Source organism: Blautia sp. Marseille-P3087 (assembly GCF_900120195.1).
Classification (GTDB): Bacteria; Bacillota; Clostridia; order Lachnospirales; family Lachnospiraceae; genus Blautia_A.
This window is the reverse complement of record NZ_LT635539.1, coordinates 2,011,444-2,027,920: the sequence shown is the minus strand read 5'-3', so window position 1 is coordinate 2,027,920 and position 16,477 is coordinate 2,011,444. Positions and strand designations below refer to the sequence as shown.

Annotated in this window: 20 protein-coding genes, 1 pseudogene and 1 riboswitch; of the genes and pseudogenes, 19 read left to right on the top strand and 2 right to left on the bottom strand. The window is 39.5% G+C overall.

Annotation, left to right across the window (positions count from 1 at the left end; all coding sequences use genetic code 11):
* The first annotated feature begins 51 nt into the window (after window positions 1-51).
* The 9 genes from BQ7344_RS16185 (at window position 52) to BQ7344_RS09550 (ending at window position 7,967) form a co-directional block, all read left to right on the top strand.
* Entirely contained in the window at window positions 52-222 is a 171-nt protein-coding gene (locus BQ7344_RS16185) for a hypothetical protein (protein ID WP_159431370.1), read from the top strand.
* A gap of 77 nt (window positions 223-299) precedes the next feature.
* Entirely contained in the window at window positions 300-515 is a 216-nt protein-coding gene (locus tag BQ7344_RS09585; protein ID WP_072522418.1) for a hypothetical protein, read from the top strand.
* Between the two features lie 20 nt (window positions 516-535).
* Window positions 536-946 (top strand): peptide deformylase, encoded by a 411-nt coding sequence (locus BQ7344_RS09580; RefSeq protein WP_072522417.1) that lies wholly within the window; start codon window positions 536-538, stop codon window positions 944-946.
* A 56-nt stretch (window positions 947-1,002) separates the two neighbouring features.
* On the top strand, window positions 1,003-1,371 hold the full coding sequence (locus BQ7344_RS09575) for a VOC family protein (RefSeq protein WP_072522416.1): 369 nt from the start codon (window positions 1,003-1,005) through the stop codon (window positions 1,369-1,371).
* Between the two features lie 10 nt (window positions 1,372-1,381).
* Window positions 1,382-1,837: a YaiI/YqxD family protein gene (locus tag BQ7344_RS09570; RefSeq protein ID WP_072522415.1), complete on the top strand. Its 456-nt coding sequence runs from the start codon at window positions 1,382-1,384 to the stop codon at window positions 1,835-1,837.
* A 6-nt stretch (window positions 1,838-1,843) separates the two neighbouring features.
* On the top strand, window positions 1,844-2,050 hold the full coding sequence (locus BQ7344_RS09565; protein WP_083585524.1) for a DUF1653 domain-containing protein: 207 nt from the start codon (window positions 1,844-1,846) through the stop codon (window positions 2,048-2,050).
* A gap of 165 nt (window positions 2,051-2,215) precedes the next feature.
* Window positions 2,216-2,653, top strand: a complete 438-nt coding sequence (locus tag BQ7344_RS09560) for a hypothetical protein (protein ID WP_072522414.1) — start codon at window positions 2,216-2,218, stop codon at window positions 2,651-2,653.
* Window positions 2,654-2,938: 285 nt separating this feature from the next.
* Window positions 2,939-3,029, top strand: a riboswitch (cyclic di-GMP riboswitch).
* Window positions 3,030-3,262: 233 nt separating this feature from the next.
* Window positions 3,263-6,469, top strand: coding sequence for a hybrid sensor histidine kinase/response regulator (locus tag BQ7344_RS09555; RefSeq protein ID WP_072522413.1), 3,207 nt, complete (start codon window positions 3,263-3,265; stop codon window positions 6,467-6,469).
* 157 nt (window positions 6,470-6,626) lie between these two features.
* Window positions 6,627-7,967 (top strand): MATE family efflux transporter, encoded by a 1,341-nt coding sequence (locus tag BQ7344_RS09550; RefSeq protein ID WP_072522412.1) that lies wholly within the window; start codon window positions 6,627-6,629, stop codon window positions 7,965-7,967.
* A 136-nt stretch (window positions 7,968-8,103) separates the two neighbouring features.
* Here the strand turns inward: BQ7344_RS09550 and BQ7344_RS16945 are convergent.
* Window positions 8,104-8,325, bottom strand: a pseudogene (locus BQ7344_RS16945) (IS1634 family transposase); the annotation flags it as partial.
* A 346-nt stretch (window positions 8,326-8,671) separates the two neighbouring features.
* Between BQ7344_RS16945 and BQ7344_RS09540 the strand changes: the two are divergent.
* The 4 genes from BQ7344_RS09540 to BQ7344_RS09525 all read left to right on the top strand — a co-directional run bounded on the left by BQ7344_RS09540 (window position 8,672) and on the right by BQ7344_RS09525 (window position 10,898).
* Entirely contained in the window at window positions 8,672-8,851 is a 180-nt protein-coding gene (locus BQ7344_RS09540) for a hypothetical protein (RefSeq protein WP_072522411.1), read from the top strand.
* A 76-nt stretch (window positions 8,852-8,927) separates the two neighbouring features.
* A complete protein-coding gene (locus tag BQ7344_RS09535) occupies window positions 8,928-9,404 on the top strand; it encodes a pyridoxamine 5'-phosphate oxidase family protein (RefSeq protein WP_072522410.1) in 477 nt (158 codons plus the stop codon).
* Between the two features lie 9 nt (window positions 9,405-9,413).
* Window positions 9,414-10,100 carry an MBL fold metallo-hydrolase gene (locus tag BQ7344_RS09530; protein WP_072522409.1) on the top strand — a complete coding sequence of 229 codons (687 nt, stop codon included), beginning with the start codon at window positions 9,414-9,416 and terminating at the stop codon, window positions 10,098-10,100.
* A gap of 180 nt (window positions 10,101-10,280) precedes the next feature.
* Complete coding sequence (locus tag BQ7344_RS09525) at window positions 10,281-10,898, top strand: sugar O-acetyltransferase (RefSeq protein ID WP_072522408.1); 618 nt, start codon at window positions 10,281-10,283, stop codon at window positions 10,896-10,898.
* Window positions 10,899-11,032: 134 nt separating this feature from the next.
* Here the strand turns inward: BQ7344_RS09525 and BQ7344_RS09520 are convergent, their stop codons facing one another.
* Window positions 11,033-11,548 carry a helix-turn-helix domain-containing protein gene (locus tag BQ7344_RS09520; protein WP_072522407.1) on the bottom strand — a complete coding sequence of 172 codons (516 nt, stop codon included), beginning with the start codon at window positions 11,546-11,548 and terminating at the stop codon, window positions 11,033-11,035.
* 301 nt (window positions 11,549-11,849) lie between these two features.
* Between BQ7344_RS09520 and BQ7344_RS09515 the strand changes: the two genes are divergently transcribed.
* The 6 genes from BQ7344_RS09515 to BQ7344_RS09490 all read left to right on the top strand — a co-directional run bounded on the left by BQ7344_RS09515 (window position 11,850) and on the right by BQ7344_RS09490 (window position 16,465).
* Window positions 11,850-12,782, top strand: coding sequence for an AEC family transporter (locus tag BQ7344_RS09515; protein WP_072522406.1), 933 nt, complete (start codon window positions 11,850-11,852; stop codon window positions 12,780-12,782).
* A 380-nt stretch (window positions 12,783-13,162) separates the two neighbouring features.
* Complete coding sequence (locus BQ7344_RS09510; protein ID WP_235816088.1) at window positions 13,163-13,462, top strand: HIRAN domain-containing protein; 300 nt, start codon at window positions 13,163-13,165, stop codon at window positions 13,460-13,462.
* A gap of 23 nt (window positions 13,463-13,485) precedes the next feature.
* The gene (locus BQ7344_RS09505; RefSeq protein WP_072522404.1) at window positions 13,486-13,737 is read left to right on the top strand and encodes a hypothetical protein; all 252 of its coding nucleotides are present in this window, start codon (window positions 13,486-13,488) and stop codon (window positions 13,735-13,737) included.
* A 137-nt stretch (window positions 13,738-13,874) separates the two neighbouring features.
* Entirely contained in the window at window positions 13,875-14,315 is a 441-nt protein-coding gene (locus tag BQ7344_RS16525) for a helix-turn-helix domain-containing protein (RefSeq protein ID WP_235816087.1), read from the top strand.
* On the top strand, window positions 14,312-14,758 hold the full coding sequence (locus BQ7344_RS09495) for an ATP-binding cassette domain-containing protein (protein ID WP_072522402.1): 447 nt from the start codon (window positions 14,312-14,314) through the stop codon (window positions 14,756-14,758). The genes BQ7344_RS16525 and BQ7344_RS09495 overlap by 4 nt, the downstream gene beginning before the upstream one ends.
* Window positions 14,759-14,956: 198 nt before the next feature.
* Window positions 14,957-16,465, top strand: coding sequence for a sugar ABC transporter ATP-binding protein (locus tag BQ7344_RS09490; protein ID WP_072522401.1), 1,509 nt, complete (start codon window positions 14,957-14,959; stop codon window positions 16,463-16,465).
* The last annotated feature ends 12 nt before the right edge of the window (window positions 16,466-16,477 follow it).

The following is a 16,477-nucleotide window of genomic DNA, read 5'->3' as shown; positions in this document are numbered from 1 at the left end:
AATAGTGAGTATGCTTTACCTTAGTAGTATTTATGTAGAGGAAGAAGGAATATGGGAATTAGATTAACTGGACTTAGTACGCCTGTTATAGGTGCAGAGTGGGAATATATAGACAAAAAGAATACGGTTAAAGAAACGACACCTTCCTTAAGAATCAAATCAAACCACAAAATTAAGGTTTTCATTAGTTCGCAACATGGCGATAATGAAAGATATTATTGAGTATCGTACGATGGAATATTATCGGAGAAGGTATGTAGAAAACTGATTCTTAATATTATCTCCAGAGAAATTGAGTTATGATGTACACAGTAAAACGAATCGATGAAGACCTGAATTTTGGTTGTGAAGAACGACCGGATGATGCACCAGTCATGGCAATAGTGACTCTTGTGGATTCTTCAGGAAAAGAAGTGACAGTAAAAGCGGAGGACGCCAGGCTCTATGAGCGTAATATCAATGAAGGAGACAAAGTTTGTCTCGATGTAAATAATAAATTGGAAAAAGTAGAATGAAAGCTACAGGGAGAAAGTAAATGGTAAAGCAAATTGTAAGAGACATTTTCTTTTTAGGTCAGCCATCCGAACCAGCCACGAAAGCTGATATCCAGGTTGGAAAGGATCTGCAGGATACGTTGCAGGCAAACCGGGAACGGTGTGTTGGTATGGCTGCAAACATGATTGGTGTAAGGAAGAATATCATCATTGTGAATATGGGATTCATAGATGTAGTGATGTTCAATCCGGTGATTGTTTCAAAGCATGACATGTATGAGACAGAAGAAGGTTGTCTGTCCCTTGACGGTGTTCGTAAGACGACCAGATACCAGGAAATAGAAGTAGAATATTATGACTTCAACTGGAAAAAACAGCGCCAGAAATTGTCAGGATGGACAGCACAGATTTGCCAGCATGAAATTGATCATTTGTCTGGAAAGATTATTTAACTGCATGCGGATTGCGAATATTCGCTTGACTCAAAGTGGATTGTGAGGTGACGGATATGCTGAAAAACGTACTGATCGTGGTAGATGATATAGAAAAATCCATAGAGTTTTATAAGGACTTATTTGGACTGCAAGTGATTCTTCAGAATGAAGGTAATGTGATCTTATCTGAGGGACTTGTTTTGCAGGATGCCGATGTATGGGGGAAAACATTGAATGAAACTTCTACGCCATTCAATAACATGATGGAACTGTATTTCGAGGACTTTGATATAGATGGATTGCTTGCGAAATATGAATCAGGTAAGTATTTCGTTCGATATGCCACAGAACTGACAGAACTTGCAGGTGGGCAGATGCTTGTAAGACTCTATGATCCCAGCGGTAATCTTATTGAGGTTCGTACGCCATTTAGTTGCAATTAAAGGAGAAAATATGCAGATTTTTGTTGATGCAGATGCCTGTCCGGTAGTTGGTATTGTTGAAAAAGTTGCAAAAGAGCACAATGTTCCGGTAACGTTATTGTGTGATACAAATCATGTGTTGTCTTCTGACTACAGTGAGGTGGTTGTAGTTGGAGTCGGTGCAGATGCAGTGGATTATAAACTGATCAGTATTTGTCATAAAGGCGATATTGTTGTATCACAGGACTACGGTGTGGCGGCAATGGCACTTGGAAAAAATGCATATGCGATTCATCAATCCGGGAAATGGTATACGAATGAGAATATTGATCAGATGCTTATGGAACGGCATCTGAATAAGAAGGCACGAAGGGCATCCGGAAAGAATCATTTAAAAGGACCAAGAAAACGAACATCGGAGGATGATGAGCATTTCAGAGAATCCTTCGAGAGAATGATACATATGGCAATGGATAAGGAGAACTAGTTCGAAATGGAAGAATGTAGATTTCATATTGGTGATGTAGTCCAGCATTTTAAACGGGAAAATGTAAATCTGGAAACAGCGGAGTACTTGTACCGGATACTGGCTTTTGCGCAGCATACAGAAAATGGTAAGAAGCTGGTGATTTATCAGGCATTGTATCCGCCTTATAAAACATGTGCCAGACTATACGATATCTGCATTAGCTTCTTATAAAATTCATTTCTATCGTTGTAAATTGTTTCTAATTCTTTTTACGTAAACAGTGCATAGGCTTTATAGGGTATATCTGTCAAGCCATCGTAGCTAAATGGTATGCGCTGCCCACCTCTGAAAATTGCATTTTTCCAGTATTTTTTTCTAAAATATTTAATTATTCCCATGTACTACCACCTCTTTCCTATAGTTGTTATTGACGTTCTGGCAAGACTGCAGATTTTATATGAGACTTTCAATCCGGATATCATGACAGACTTCCAGTTTGATTATGGTTCCATGATCCGTACTGGACTCAATGTTCGATATAACAAAAAGACTTGTCCGGAAGAAACTCTCTATCAGCTCGGAACTTTGGATAAACATGCCTCGGCAGAAATACTTGTGGAAATTTTCGAAGAGTTGAAAAAAGAGTTTGAAGAGCGGTTTGGTTCACATGTGCATATCATCGACTGGGCGTTGCACATGGATGAAGCTACTTCACATAGTGCTGGTATGAAGATCTATAGTGATGCGTCAGTAAGTGATTTCTTTAAGGGCATCCGTTCCAGACTTGAACGGAAATGTCAGAAGCGAGTTCGTATCTACCAGTGTAATCTGTGATGTACATAAGTTGCTGAAGAGTTGTTTTAATCAGGCTGTGAAGTGGGATCTGATGGAGAAGAATCCGGCATTTAAAGCAACGGTACCAAAGCATAAATCAAAGAAAGCTTCCAAAATTCTTTGCTGATCTGGAAACCTGGCAGAGGAAGCAAAGGCGGCGGGGGTACAGCTGTGCCTGGCACAGATCGAATATCCGCAAAAATAGGAGTAAAATATGTGTAGATTTTTAAAAAAATTATTGACGTGAGGAAAACCACATGGTATGTTTTTTAAAAAAAAAAGAGATTATTTTAAAGGCAAACCTGTTGAAAGGCAGGGTCGCAAAGCCAGAAGGGACTAAAGTCAGAAAGCTTGGCCATGTCAGCCGGTTGCCACTGTTTCCATATCATCATAATATATGGAAAAGATGTGTGAACAGAAGAGATTCCGATACCTTTTATACTATATAGATGTGTGATTTTAAAAAAATATAGTAGGGACACTGGCAGATTTTGGCAAGTGTCCTTTTTGTATGCAAAAATGGGTAACAAAACTAGCAGGGACAGGTTTTCTGTATACAGATAAAAGCAGGATGAAGAAGGCATAAGACGGAGAGAGGACTTTTATAAAATGAAAAATTATGAAGACAAAATATATTCCTTAGGTGAGACTGTAACGGGACAGACACAGGCCATGTCACAGGCCGTACAGAAAACACTGGAAAATAATGGCGGGGTAGGTATAATGACAGGATCTTATGACCAAAACCTGTCTATTTTGTCTGTGGATAATCTGCTGTTGCATAGTACAGGATATACATTCGATACTTTCATGGAACAGACAAAAGGCTCATTGAGAAACTTCTTTTATGACGAGGAAGATATACTGGAGCGGGACCGTTTTTTGCAGCTTCACGGAACAGGGGAAGCACAGATCCTTGCAGCAGACGGTACAGTGAATAATGTACGGCTTTGTAAAGAGGATGCGACAGATGAGGCGGGCAGACAGATCTGGGTTATGTCCGTACAGGTCAACTGGGATCATGTAAATTTGGCACTGCTCAATGAGGCTATCTGTTCCGGCTTCTGGTATTTTGACTGTGACGAAAACAGTGAGATTGTGAATGCAAACTGGAATCATGAATTCCGAAAAATGCTTGGCTATCATGACACTCTGGACTTTCCGAATAAACTGGAATCCTGGTCAGATCTTCTGCATCCACAGGATAAAGAAAGAGTAATGGTGCAGCTTCAGGCGGCAATTAAGGATAAGACGAACCAGATAAAATACCAGGTAGAGTATCGTATGAGAATGAAGGATAATCAATACCAGTGGTTTCGGGCATCGGCAGAAGTAATACGCCGTCTGGATGGTTCTGCCAGCAGGATTGCCGGGATTTTTATTAACATTGATGCGGAGAAAAAAGAAACCATGCAGGCACAAAAATCTGCTGCTTTCCACCGGGCTTTTACGAAAGCAGATCTGTGCGAGTATTATGTGAATCTGGAAGCGAATACTTTTGATACCTTTAAGGTTGAACCGTCCCTGATGACCGTCTTTGAACAGAGTCATACGTGGGATGAATTGATCCGGCATTTTGTGGATTCCTATGTTGTGGAGACAGATAAGAAGGCGGTATCCTCTTTTTACGACCGTGGTTATATTGCAGAAAGGCTGAAGGGTCTGGAAAGCGAATTGGCTTTAGAGTGCCGTATCACTCTGAATGGAGAAGAACGATGGGTCCGCAATGTGGTCATACGTGGCGAAATAGAGGATTCAGAATATGCCATGATCTTTCTGCGTGATATCACAGAGGCAAAGGTAGAGAGCGCACGGCATCTGCAGATGGCAGCGGATAATGCTTCCATGGAGCAGCTGATTCAGAGTATTGTGCGTCTGGTTGACCGCTTTGTTGTCTGTGATCTGGAAAATGACAGATATGAATTCTACAATCTGAATGGACAGATGATATATAAACCTCTGGGATTTTATCATGATTTTCAGATGCAGGTTCTTGAAAAATATAAGACACTGGAACCATTGGAAGCTATAGATATCCTGATAGCCCCGGATAATATTCGGAAAAAACTGAAAAGTGAAAATGATATTTATAAGTTTGAGTATTGCAGCCTGGATGAAAAGACTTATAAAATCGCTTCTTATATTCCCTTGGAATGGAAGAATGGAAAGCTGGAAAAGGTATTGCTGGCATCCATGGATGTGACACAGGAGAAGAAAGCAGAGATTGAATCCCGTCAGGCACTGAAAGAGGCTTACCGGTCCGCAGAAAATGCAAATCGTGCGAAAACAGAATTCCTTTCCAATATGTCCCATGATATCCGGACACCAATGAATGCCATTGTGGGTCTGACGGCAATCGCAGGAGCAAATATTGAGAGTCAGGACAGAGTTATTGAATGTCTCAGCAAGATTACAGAATCAAGCCGTCATCTGCTGGGACTGATCAATGAAGTGCTGGATATGGCACGTATCGAGAGCGGAAAAATGACGCTGGCACAGGAAGATTTCAATCTGTCAGATCTGGTAGATAATCTTATTACACTTACGAAACCGGTGCTTGATGAACATAAACATAATTTTGATATACACATCAATCATATTGAACATGAGGCTGTCTGTGGTGACAGCCTGAGGATTCAGCAGGTATTTGTGAATCTGATGAGTAATGCGATCAAGTATACACCGGATGGTGGGAATATTATTTTTTCCATAGAGGAAAAGCCAAATGGATTTTCAGAACTTGGATGCTATGAATTTACGATTGAGGATAATGGGATCGGTATGTCACCGGAATTCCAGAAAATCATGTTTGATCCGTTCAGCCGTGCGGATGACCACCGGACAACCAGAGTCCAGGGAACTGGTCTGGGAATGGCAATCAGCAGAAATATTGTGAACCTGATGAATGGCACTATTAAAGTGGACAGTACCTTGCACAAGGGAACTAAAATCACAGTAACAATTTATCTGGAGCTTCAGGAAAAAGAAAAAGAACAGGACAAAAATCTGATGAATCTGCCGGTTCTGGTAGTGGATGATGATAAGACATGCTGTGAAAGTACAGTTGCCACACTGAAGGAAATCGGTATTATGGGTGAATGGGTTCTCTCTGGCAGGGAAGCGGTTGAGCGCTGTTATGCACGGCATGAGTTGAAAGATGATTACTTTGCTGTTATTTTAGACTGGAAGATGCCGGATATGGATGGTATAGAGACTGCCAGACAGATCCGGAAACGGATAGGAAAAGAGATCACCATCATTGTATTGACATCCTATGAATTCAGCGAAATTGAAGAAGAAGCAAAGGCTGCAGGTGTAGATGCTTTTATTGCAAAACCGCTGTTCCGTTCCCGGCTGACGGCAACACTACGGCAGTTTACTTCAGGAAGAAAAGAAAAAACAGCAAGAAATTATCTGGAGAAGCTGTCAGAATCAGACTACACGGGAAAAAGGATTCTGCTGGTTGAGGATAATGAGTTGAACAGAGAAATTGCTGGTGAAATTTTGCAGATGACAGGTGCAAAAGTGGAAACGGCAGAAAATGGGAAAATTGCAGTTGAGAAAGTGGAAGCTTCTCCGAAAGGTTCGTATGATCTTATTTTTATGGATATCCAAATGCCTGTTATGAATGGTTATGAGGCAACAGCGGCAATCAGGAGTCTTCCGGGTGAAAAGGGAAAACTGCCTATTGTTGCCATGACTGCCAATGCTTTTGCAGAAGATGTACAGTTGGCCAAAAATACAGGCATGAATGGACATATCGCGAAACCGCTGGATATGAATAAGCTGAATGATATTCTGGAAAACTGCCTGTAATTGCCTTCCTGGATGCATGGGAAAAGCAGCTAGGAAACATAGAGAGGGTTTTGTTATGACAGAAACTAAATATATATATTTCCGAAGCAACCGCAGTCCATGGCAGAAAGACAACTTCTGGATATAAAATCAATCTCTATAGAAAGAGAATAAGACAATGTCAAAAGATGAATATTTAATTACAGATGCGCCTCTTAAAGCGCTGACTGTTTTTGCAATGCCTATGATTCTGGGCAGTTTTTTTCAACAAGTATATAATATGGCTGATTCTATTATTGTTGGTCAGTTTGTTGGCTCATCTGCACTTGCTGCAGTTGGTGCCTGCGCCGCACTTACGAATGTATTCATTTGTGTAGCATTGGGTGCAGGTGTAGGTGCAGGGGTTCTTGTAAGCCGTTATTTTGGTGCCCGGGATTATAGCAAAATGAAAACGATTGTGTCGACATCATTAATTAGTTTTCTGATTTTAAGTATACTTCTGGGTCTGTTTGGATTTTGCTTTTCCCATCCAATGATGAGTTTATTACAGACACCTGCTGATATATTGGATGAAGCGGTACTGTACCTTCGAGTGTATTTTGTGGGATTTCCGTTTCTGTTTATGTACAATATCCTTTCAACGATGTTCACTTCAATCGGCGAATCAAAGATTCCGTTAGGTCTTTTAATATTTTCTTCGGTTTTAAATATATTTATGGACCTTTGGATGGTGGCTGGACTTGGTCTTGGCGTGTTTGGTGCAGCCCTTGCGACTCTTATTGCACAAGGAATTTCTGCAGTATTGTCACTTTTGATTTTCTTTAGGCGGATGCGCCGATATAAAAGTCACTTTAGCTGGTTTGACGGGCAGGAGTTACGTTCAATGCTTCGAATTGCTGTACCTTCGGTTCTTCAGCAGTCTACAGTGTCAATTGGGATGATGATTGTACAGGCGGTTGTAAATCCATTTGGTACACAGGCACTAGCGGGTTATTCGGCAACGATGAGAGTAGAGAATGTATTTTCACTGATATTTGTATCTATTGGAAATGCAGTTTCACCGTATGTTTCCCAAAATCTTGGTGCAAAGAAAATCGAACGTATCAAAAAAGGATATCATGCTGCACTGGTGTTAGATTTATGTTTTGCAGTTCTTGCTTTTATAGTTATTGAGACATTGCATACGCAAATTTCTTCGTTATTCTTAGGAAAAGACGGAACTGCTTTAGCTTATCAGGTATCAGGGGATTATATGAGATGGCTAGGCTACTTTTTCATTTTCATGGGTATCAAGATGGCAACAGATGGAGTCCTTCGTGGGCTTGGAATCATGAGGCCATTTCTTATTGCAAATATGGTAAATCTTGCAATAAGATTGTCAGTTGCCTTAATCTGTGCCCCTCGTTTTGGTATTGCATTTGTCTGGCTTGCTGTACCGGCTGGATGGCTCGCAAACTTTTTGATTTCTTATGCGGCACTCAGAAAATTATGGCCGATTGATAAGGTGGATTCAATTTGATATATAATTTGACAAAACAGCCGTTTCTCTATATAATCTCTTCTTTGACAGTTGATTAGTTAAAAAAGTGCCACAATCCCTGTAAATACAAGGGGGTGTGGCACTTTTATCTGCATACACGAAATATAGTAATGTTTTATCTCCGCTTACTTTTTTTCTGAATTCCTTTCATTTTCCGTTTTGTTATGAATTGATAGTCTGTTTTGAATCCGCAGGTTTCATGGAGATCATCAGTGATTTCCTGACGTTCATATACCGGCATGAAGCCATGTTCTTCTATATCCGTAAATTTTATGTCTTTTAAAGTGTGAAGTAATTGTTCTGTGGTATAAGTCCCTTTCAAGGAGCGGTTTCTCAATGTGGATTAACTTGATAACTCGGAATTTATGAAAATGGAAATTGGAGTTATATGAGGAAAAGTGAATTAGAAAATGTTTGAAATTTTTCATTATTAAATACATATATTTAAATTAAGAGAGTTGCGTAATCTTGCTCTGCTTTTCTTAACATGAATCTTTTGCAAACACTGTCTCCGGAACAAGAGGAAGTGCTTACGAAGTATTGCTATGAAATATTTGCCAGCGGAGCAGAGACAGAAGAGTTTTCCTATCGCCTAGTGATAAAGGATGGACTGAGATTAAAAAGTACGGTAAAATCTGTATTAGAAACGATGTCGTGAAATCTGAATTTGGAGGATAAAGCTGATGAACAGCAAAAAGATAATTATAGGAGTCACTATTGGAATAAGCGCAGCAATACTTTGGAGCGCTGTTTTTATAAACGTATTAAATAGCATGGCTGGAATTGGAATTGGAATATGTCTGGGTATATCTTTTGGAACATCTGGCAGTCTTATTTTTTCAAAAAAAGATAAAGATAAATGATGATACAACTTCCAGATCGTATAATTTTGAAATTAAAAAAAGGAGGAATCTAGTACGATTCTTTAGGTATTTATCTATGAGAAGAAAAGATCGAGAAGTAACAAATATTATTGAAATTCTGCAGATTATTGAAAAAGCGAAAGTCCTGCATCTTGCTTTGTTTGATGCTGATTATCCCTACATCGTTCCACTTCACTACGGATACGAATATACAGAGGGTATCTTGATTTTCTACATGCACTGCGCAAAAGAAGGGCATAAGCTGGATCTGATCAGAAGTAATCCAAATGTGTGCATCGAGGTAGAAAGTGATGTTGAACTTATATCCGGCGGAGATGTAGCTTGCAAATACGGAGCAACATTTGCATCTGTGATTGGGCGTGGCCGTGCAGAATTAACAGAGGATGTGCAGGAGAAAATACGAGGCCTTTCGCTCTTTATGAAAAATCAGACGGGTCGTGAATTCAATATCAATGAAGAGATGGCATCGACAGTAGAGGTCATCAAAGTTTTTATCTCAGAGTTCACAGCCAAATCAAGATCGAAAGCTTAACAGAATATGATGAAAATTACTTACATTAACCACAGTGGATTTTTAATTGAAACTAAAGATTGCTACTATATTTTTGACTATTATAAGGGTGAATTACCACTTCTTGACAAGAAAAAAGAAGTAATTGTTTTTTGCAGTCATTTTCATAAGGATCATTTTAATCCTGTGATTTTTGAGATCCTTGATGATATGAGCATGACATATCAGGCAATTTTGGCGAAAGATATACGCAAAAGAAAACATTTGCCAGATATGAAGATCACATATGTTTATCATGATCAGACTTATAATCTGGATAATGGCACCCAAGTCGATACATTGCTATCTAACGATAGTGGTGTAGCATTTATTGTCAAAACAAAGGAAGGCACCATTTATCATGCCGGTGACTTAAATGACTGGTATTGGGATGGTGAGCCAAACGCTGATAACCAGAGACTTACTTCAGCATATCGTGCGGAGATCAGGAAAATCAAGGGTATGCATTTTGATGCTGCATTTGTCCCCTTAGATCCGAGACAGGGAAATCACTATGCCGACGGGATCCTGTATTTCCTTAAAAATGTAGATTGCAATGTCATTTTTCCAATGCATTACTGGAATGATGCCAATGTAATTAAGCGGTTTATTACGGAATATCCGCAATATAAATCACGTATTAAAAACACAGAATGTGCAAAAGGAGAAGAATTATGAAGTTTAGTGCGATCACAGGGCGTATCGTAGCCTCTCCAAACAAGTTTGTCAAGGAGATGTAGGTCAGTTCATTCTTGCTATGGATACCTGGTTTGAAAGATTGATGGTGGAATAATAGAGGCTGTGATAGAATGAAGAAAATGATTTGATACGCTAATCGGAATTGGGAGGCTATCGGAAATGACTGAAAGAGAAAAAATGCTAAGTGGAGAGTTGTACGATCCAACGGATAAAGAATTGGAGCAATTACGCGTGAATGCACGTAAATTAGCAAGAAAATACAATTCGACAGATGAAGATGACCAAGAAGAACAAGCACAGATATTGAGGGAATTATTGCCAGCAACAGAGGAACTTCCCTATTTACAGGCGCCTGTTTATTTTGACTACGGATGTAATACGTTCTTTGGAAAATTCAGTTCTGCTAATTTTAATTTTACATGTTTAGATGTCTGTGAAATACATATAGGCGATAATGTGATGATTGGTCCAAATGTTACATTGGCAACTCCTATGCATCCATTATTACCTGAAGAACGCAATATCAGGATGAGAGAAGATGGCAGCCTTTATAATCTTGAATATGCGAAACCAATAACTATAAAAGATAATTGCTGGCTGGCATCCAATGTGGTTGTTTGCGGTGGTGTCACCATAGGAGAAGGGTGTGTAATTGGTGCAGGGAGTGTTGTAACAAAAGATATTCCGCCGTATAGTTTGGCAGTTGGAAATCCATGCCGGGTCATTCGAAAAATAACTGAGAAAGATCATATGCCAGATGGAATTGAAAAGAATTGAAAAATTTGCAGAGATGACAAGAGGTTCATTTTAGTAAAGAAAATAAAATAATCACAATTAATAACGCGAGACTGTGAGAAAAAGTCTCGGGCAATGAGTCAGAAATGGTTCATTGCCTTTCTTGGCGTTATGGATTATTTTAATTTTTCTTTTTCGGCATTTAAGAGTTCAAGATTAAGCCCCTGTTCTCCGGCTGTCTTATCTACCCAAAGATTCAAAGAGTCTATAGCTAAAGAAATCTCATCAAGTTTTTTACTGATATAAGCAAAATCTTTTATTTCATCATCGCTGATCTTACCGTCACGGGCAATCTGGATCAGACGACCGGTAAGAGGATTGATTTCATTTAAACTGGCAATTGTCTCCAAAATGATATTTGACAGATCGGTCACTTCTACTTCAGGAACATAACGATAGCCGATTTCGCATTTGTGAGAGCAATAATAATTGCAAAGCTCTGGTCTTTTATAGGCATCTGCCATCTGGAGGATATCATAAGGCGTAGGTTTTTGTGTTTCATATTCAAATTTTTCAATTTTTGAATCAGAGACAGCATCCATTTTTTCACTGGCCTCTGCTCTTGTAAGTCCTGCCGCTTCTCGGCAAAGCTGGTAAATTGTTTTGTTTTCCCTGGTGGATTGCTTACCCATGAGAATTTCCTCCCTGTATATGGCTAAACATGAGGATTATCAATATTTAAGTCCTCATGCAAGACGTGTATTTCTCGTATAGAGTTTATTATACTTGAATTATCTATTAACAACAAGCTCAATAATGAACATGAAGTCAAAAAGAGTGAAAGAGAGGTTACAGAAAGGGCATTATGAACAAACAGGAAATCAATGAATCTATTGAAAAAGAAAATTCGGAGATAAAAAAATTTAATTAAGCATAATGTAGACGGTGTGCTATAATTACTGACAGTAGACATCAGAAAAGAAGGGACAAAATATGCAGATCAGTTTATTACTAATGGAAGAGATTGCAAAGCTTTTTGCGATCATGCTTATGGGATATGCGGTTGTAAAAGCTGGACTTATGAAGTCGTCGGAGAGTAAAAGCATATCTGTAGTCATGGTTTATCTGGTTATTCCATGCGTGATTATCGACGCATTTCAGGTGGACTATACAGCAGATGTAAAAAAAGGATTGTTCCTGGCATGTGCAGCAGCAGTTCTGGTACATGTTTTATTTCTGATACTTACCACAATATTAAAACAAGCATTACAGCTGGATACGATTGAGCGTGCAACTGTTATTTATTCAAATGCCGGGATACTGGTAATTCCGCTGGTACAGGATTTGCTTGGACAGGAGTACGTTATTTACTCCAGTGCTTATATTGCGGTACAGCTGATTCTGATCTGGACACACTGCAAAAATATGCTTTGCGAAGAAGATAGATTAGAGTGGAAAAAAGTATTTCTGAACGTAAATATTATTTCAATCATAGTAGGAGTGATATTGTTTATCTGCAGAATCCAGTTGCCTTCAGGCATGCAGGATGTCCTGGATATGATGAATAATATGATTGGTCCGATCGGTATGCTGCTTGCCGGAATGGTTATTGCGGATGTACCTCTTAAGACTGTATTTACTAAAAAAAGGAACTATGTTTCGACAGTATTGAGATTGATTATTTATCCAATATTTATATTGATTTTAATGAAAATGATTAATACATTTGCGGGAGTGAATGATTCCAAACAGATTCTCCTGACTGTGTATATTGCATCCATAACACCTGCCTGCGCAACTGTGACATCCATGGCGCAACTATATGATAAAGATGCGGCATATGCGAGCTCATTGTATGTACTTACGACACTGCTGTCAATTGTGACCATGCCAGTGATGGTGGGAATGTATGAGATGTTTGTGTGAGAGAATAGAAAGATTGAAGAAATGACAGAAGAGACACTGACCTCGGTTGGTGTCTTTTTTTATGTAATAGGAAATTACTCCGTAATGTTCCTATTACATAAAAACGCTCCGCGAGGACGCGACCAGATGCATGAGGAACATGTCTGCTGAAGCAGACTGCATCTGGCGCGCAAAGCGTAACAAGTCCATCAAAGATTGAGGGATTCAGGGAGTTTGAAGCGGACTTGTCCGCTTTGTTCTTGGTTGTCGGGATTTTTGTACAGTCATTTGCTATAAAATGATAACATCAAAAAAATCCAAGGAGGACTGGCAGATGAAAGGTTATAACACAAGCAACGGATATATGGGATATGTAGAAGGCAAATACATTTTATTTGCCAGTGAACAGGAATATTTCGAGTTTATGGAAGATTAAGAGGAAGAAGGGCAATGAATATGACAAGGAAGCAATTAAAGTAACTTACGAAGGTCTGGGAAAAATTGGATATGTAGCAAACAGTTCCTATACAGTGCTCGGAGATTCCATGAGTGCCGGAAGAATCTATGACAAAATCGGAAAGAAGGCAAAAGCAAAAGTGGCGCTTGTCACAGATCACGGAACAATCTGCAGCATCAGCAAGAAGAGTCTTCTGGATAATCAAAAGAAGGTTAAGAAATCTGAAACAGAAATTGAAAAATAAAGAAATCCGAGGGAGGAAAAGTTATGTTTGGCTTTGATAAGATGTTTGATTTTAACAGAGACGGGAAATTGGATAGCTTGGAACGTGCTGTACAGTTTCAGTTCATGGACGATATGTTGAAGGAAGATCACAGCAGTTCTGATTTTAACGAAGATGAAGCAGACGTTTTCGGTGATGCCGGACTCGATTATGATGAGTTGGAATTTATGGATCCGGATGAAAGAAGAGAAGTGTTGGAGGATGCAGGATTGGATCCGGATGAGTTTGATTTTTAAGAGGAGGATTCAACGAATGAAGTCAAATATAGAAATGAAAATGGAGCTTATGGAGCGAAGACAATGCGTTATTTTATAGGAGAGTTTAATCATGAGTAGAGGAAAAGAAGTAAAAACAAATAAGAGAAAAAATGGGAATGAACAGACGTGAATTTAGTGACTACTATGGTATTCCGTATCGTACCATTCAAGATTGGGAAGCAGGAGAATTCTATCAGATAGAAGATTGCAATAGGATGATTTATATTGGATCGGATCTTCCTGATGAGTATATGCACTCAAATTACACTCGGATTTTAAAAGGAGCAAATGCGAAAGCAAAAGCGAATGCTGCACAGGGATTACCGGAATTGCTTAAAATAGCAACGAACGAGGTTTATGAAGATAATCGTAAGGAGAAGCATAGTAAAGATGCTAAATATGGTTGGTATTCATATGATTCAAGATTTGCTCTTCCGGTATTTAGTGATGATGGAGAAATAGAAAGATACAACGTTTTTAATGTTGCGATGTTGGTAAGACATACATCAAGCGTTTTTATGTACATCGTTTTGCAAATAATGTCAATCGCAGAATGAAAAGGATTCTGTATGGAAATCTGGTAGGAAAGAGCAGACCAAGCCTTCGAGAAGAAGGCGAGGGCGATATCACGACCAAAGCAATCCTCGATGTGGATGAGTGCGTAGAGGGAATGCGAAAATTTACGACGGAAGTCTTTGACACAGGAGCGGGAAAGAGTACGCTTTTTAAACTTCTGCTTGGACTATATGAACCGCAGGAGGGAGAAGTACTGGTCGGTGGAATCCCTGCCGGGCAGCTGACCGAAAAAGAAAGACGAAAATGGTTTGGCTACGTGGAGCAGTCTTATCACATGGTGCCGGGAACGATTAGAGATCAGATTACTTTATACGATGAGTCGATCACGGAAGAGCAGTCGTGGCAGAATCGGAGATTCTGCTTCTGGATGAGATTACTACAAACCTGGATGCCGAGACGGAACACCAGGTGTTGCAGGCATTGAAGAGAGCATCGGAGAACAGAACAGTTATCAATATTTTGCGTAGAGTACCGTTTAAAGAGAGAAAAAATATACAATAATCACAATATCAATATACAAAAGTAAAAAAACTATAAAAAAATCGCCGATTATTAGAAATACAATCGGCGATTTTTTGTGTATAATAGACACATCATGAATGAAGGAAGAAAAGGAGGAACTATGGAAAAAGTATTACTGAATATGAAGGCCATAAGCAAAACTTTCGGAAGTGTGCAGGCATTAAAAGAAGTTTCTCTGGACCTTTATGCAGGTGAAGTACTTGCTCTGATGGGAGAAAACGGAGCAGGAAAATCTACACTGATGAACATTCTCAGTGGCTCCCTTCAGCCTACAAAAGGTGAAATTTATCTGAAAGGTGAAAAAGTAACGGTCCCGGGACCGATCGCAGCCAAAAAACTAGGAATTTCTAAAATTCATCAGGAACTCCAGATTGTTCCGGAATTGAGCGTGGCAGAAAACATTTTTCTCGGCAGATGGATGAAGAAAAAGGGTGGATCGGTTGACTTTAAGACTATGGCTACAGAGGCTCGTAAATATCTGGAGATGTTGGATGTACATGTTGATCCGGCAACAAAATTAAAAGATTTAAGAATCGGAGAGCAGCAGCTTGTTGAGATCGCAAAGGCGATATCTTTGAATTCTGAAATTATTATCATGGACGAACCGACTTCTGCTATTAGTGAAAAAGAAGCCGAAAAGCTGTTTACAATTATTCGAAAGCTTCGTTCAGAGGGAAAGGGAATTATATACATCACACATCGAATGGAAGAAATTTTCCAGATCGCAGACAGACTTACTGTAATGCGTGATGGAACGTATATAGGTACCGTAAAGGCCTCTGAGACCTCAAAAGATGAGATCATAAAGATGATGGTCGGACGTGATATGAGCGAGCAGTATCCTAAAGATCCTACTGAAAAAGGCGAGATTGCTCTTAAAGTAGAAAACCTCACATACACTCCACCAGAAGGAAGTTTCCGAAGATCACTCAAGAATATTTCCCTGTATGTAAGACATGGTGAAGTTCTTGGAATCGCAGGACTTGCAGGTGCAGGAAGGTCTGAACTTTTCGAATGTCTGGCAGGTGTGCATTACAAAGATACCACAGCAAAGATTTTTATCGATGGTAAAGAAGTAATTATAAAAAATCCTGCAGATGCGATCAAAGCGGGCATTTCTTTTGCAACTGAAGACAGAAAGGGAACGGGTCTTGTTTTGCAGAGATCCATTGGAGAGAATATGTCTCTTCCTCTTCTGAAAAAATTCAGTCCGACATTTTTTATGAAATCCGGGGAAGAGAAAAAAGAATGGAACAAACAGATGGAAACTCTCAGAATAAAAGCTCCTGGAACGAAGACTCTCGCCAGTGCGCTTTCCGGAGGAAATCAGCAGAAGGTTGTACTTGGAAGATGGTTGATGACGGAACCGAAAATTCTTCTTCTGGATGAACCTACTCGAGGAATTGACGTAGGTGCAAAAGCAGAAATATACCAGTTGATCAACAATCTTGCGAAACAGGGGATGGCGATTATTGTAGTATCCTCAGAGCTTCCGGAAGTAATCGGTATTTCAGACAGAATCGTTACTTTCTGTGAGGGAGAACTGACGGGTGAATATCTCCAGGAAGAAGCTACACAGGAAAAACTTCTTCAGAGTGCAACAAAATAAGGAGGGTGGACA

What these genes read in the sequence shown, in the direction of transcription:
- BQ7344_RS09515 (WP_072522406.1), top strand. Translation starts at nt 11,850, where the DNA reads ATGCAGATCAGTTTATTACTAATGGAAGAGATTGCAAAGCTTTTTGCG.
- BQ7344_RS09535 (WP_072522410.1), top strand. Translation starts at nt 8,928, where the DNA reads ATGAGAAGAAAAGATCGAGAAGTAACAAATATTATTGAAATTCTGCAG.
- BQ7344_RS09555 (WP_072522413.1), top strand. Translation starts at nt 3,263, where the DNA reads ATGAAAAATTATGAAGACAAAATATATTCCTTAGGTGAGACTGTAACG.
- BQ7344_RS09585 (WP_072522418.1), top strand. Translation starts at nt 300, where the DNA reads ATGATGTACACAGTAAAACGAATCGATGAAGACCTGAATTTTGGTTGT.
- BQ7344_RS09560 (WP_072522414.1), top strand. Translation starts at nt 2,216, where the DNA reads ATGTACTACCACCTCTTTCCTATAGTTGTTATTGACGTTCTGGCAAGA.
- BQ7344_RS16185 (WP_159431370.1), top strand. Translation starts at nt 52, where the DNA reads ATGGGAATTAGATTAACTGGACTTAGTACGCCTGTTATAGGTGCAGAG.
- BQ7344_RS09505 (WP_072522404.1), top strand. Translation starts at nt 13,486, where the DNA reads ATGTTTGGCTTTGATAAGATGTTTGATTTTAACAGAGACGGGAAATTG.
- BQ7344_RS09580 (WP_072522417.1), top strand. Translation starts at nt 536, where the DNA reads ATGGTAAAGCAAATTGTAAGAGACATTTTCTTTTTAGGTCAGCCATCC.
- BQ7344_RS09550 (WP_072522412.1), top strand. Translation starts at nt 6,627, where the DNA reads ATGTCAAAAGATGAATATTTAATTACAGATGCGCCTCTTAAAGCGCTG.
- BQ7344_RS09540 (WP_072522411.1), top strand. Translation starts at nt 8,672, where the DNA reads ATGAACAGCAAAAAGATAATTATAGGAGTCACTATTGGAATAAGCGCA.
- BQ7344_RS09575 (WP_072522416.1), top strand. Translation starts at nt 1,003, where the DNA reads ATGCTGAAAAACGTACTGATCGTGGTAGATGATATAGAAAAATCCATA.
- BQ7344_RS09530 (WP_072522409.1), top strand. Translation starts at nt 9,414, where the DNA reads ATGAAAATTACTTACATTAACCACAGTGGATTTTTAATTGAAACTAAA.
- BQ7344_RS09490 (WP_072522401.1), top strand. Translation starts at nt 14,957, where the DNA reads ATGGAAAAAGTATTACTGAATATGAAGGCCATAAGCAAAACTTTCGGA.
- BQ7344_RS09570 (WP_072522415.1), top strand. Translation starts at nt 1,382, where the DNA reads ATGCAGATTTTTGTTGATGCAGATGCCTGTCCGGTAGTTGGTATTGTT.
- BQ7344_RS09565 (WP_083585524.1), top strand. Translation starts at nt 1,844, where the DNA reads ATGGAAGAATGTAGATTTCATATTGGTGATGTAGTCCAGCATTTTAAA.
- BQ7344_RS09495 (WP_072522402.1), top strand. Translation starts at nt 14,312, where the DNA reads ATGAAAAGGATTCTGTATGGAAATCTGGTAGGAAAGAGCAGACCAAGC.
- BQ7344_RS16525 (WP_235816087.1), top strand. Translation starts at nt 13,875, where the DNA reads ATGAACAGACGTGAATTTAGTGACTACTATGGTATTCCGTATCGTACC.
- BQ7344_RS09520 (WP_072522407.1), bottom strand. Translation starts at nt 11,548, where the DNA reads ATGGGTAAGCAATCCACCAGGGAAAACAAAACAATTTACCAGCTTTGC.
- BQ7344_RS09525 (WP_072522408.1), top strand. Translation starts at nt 10,281, where the DNA reads ATGACTGAAAGAGAAAAAATGCTAAGTGGAGAGTTGTACGATCCAACG.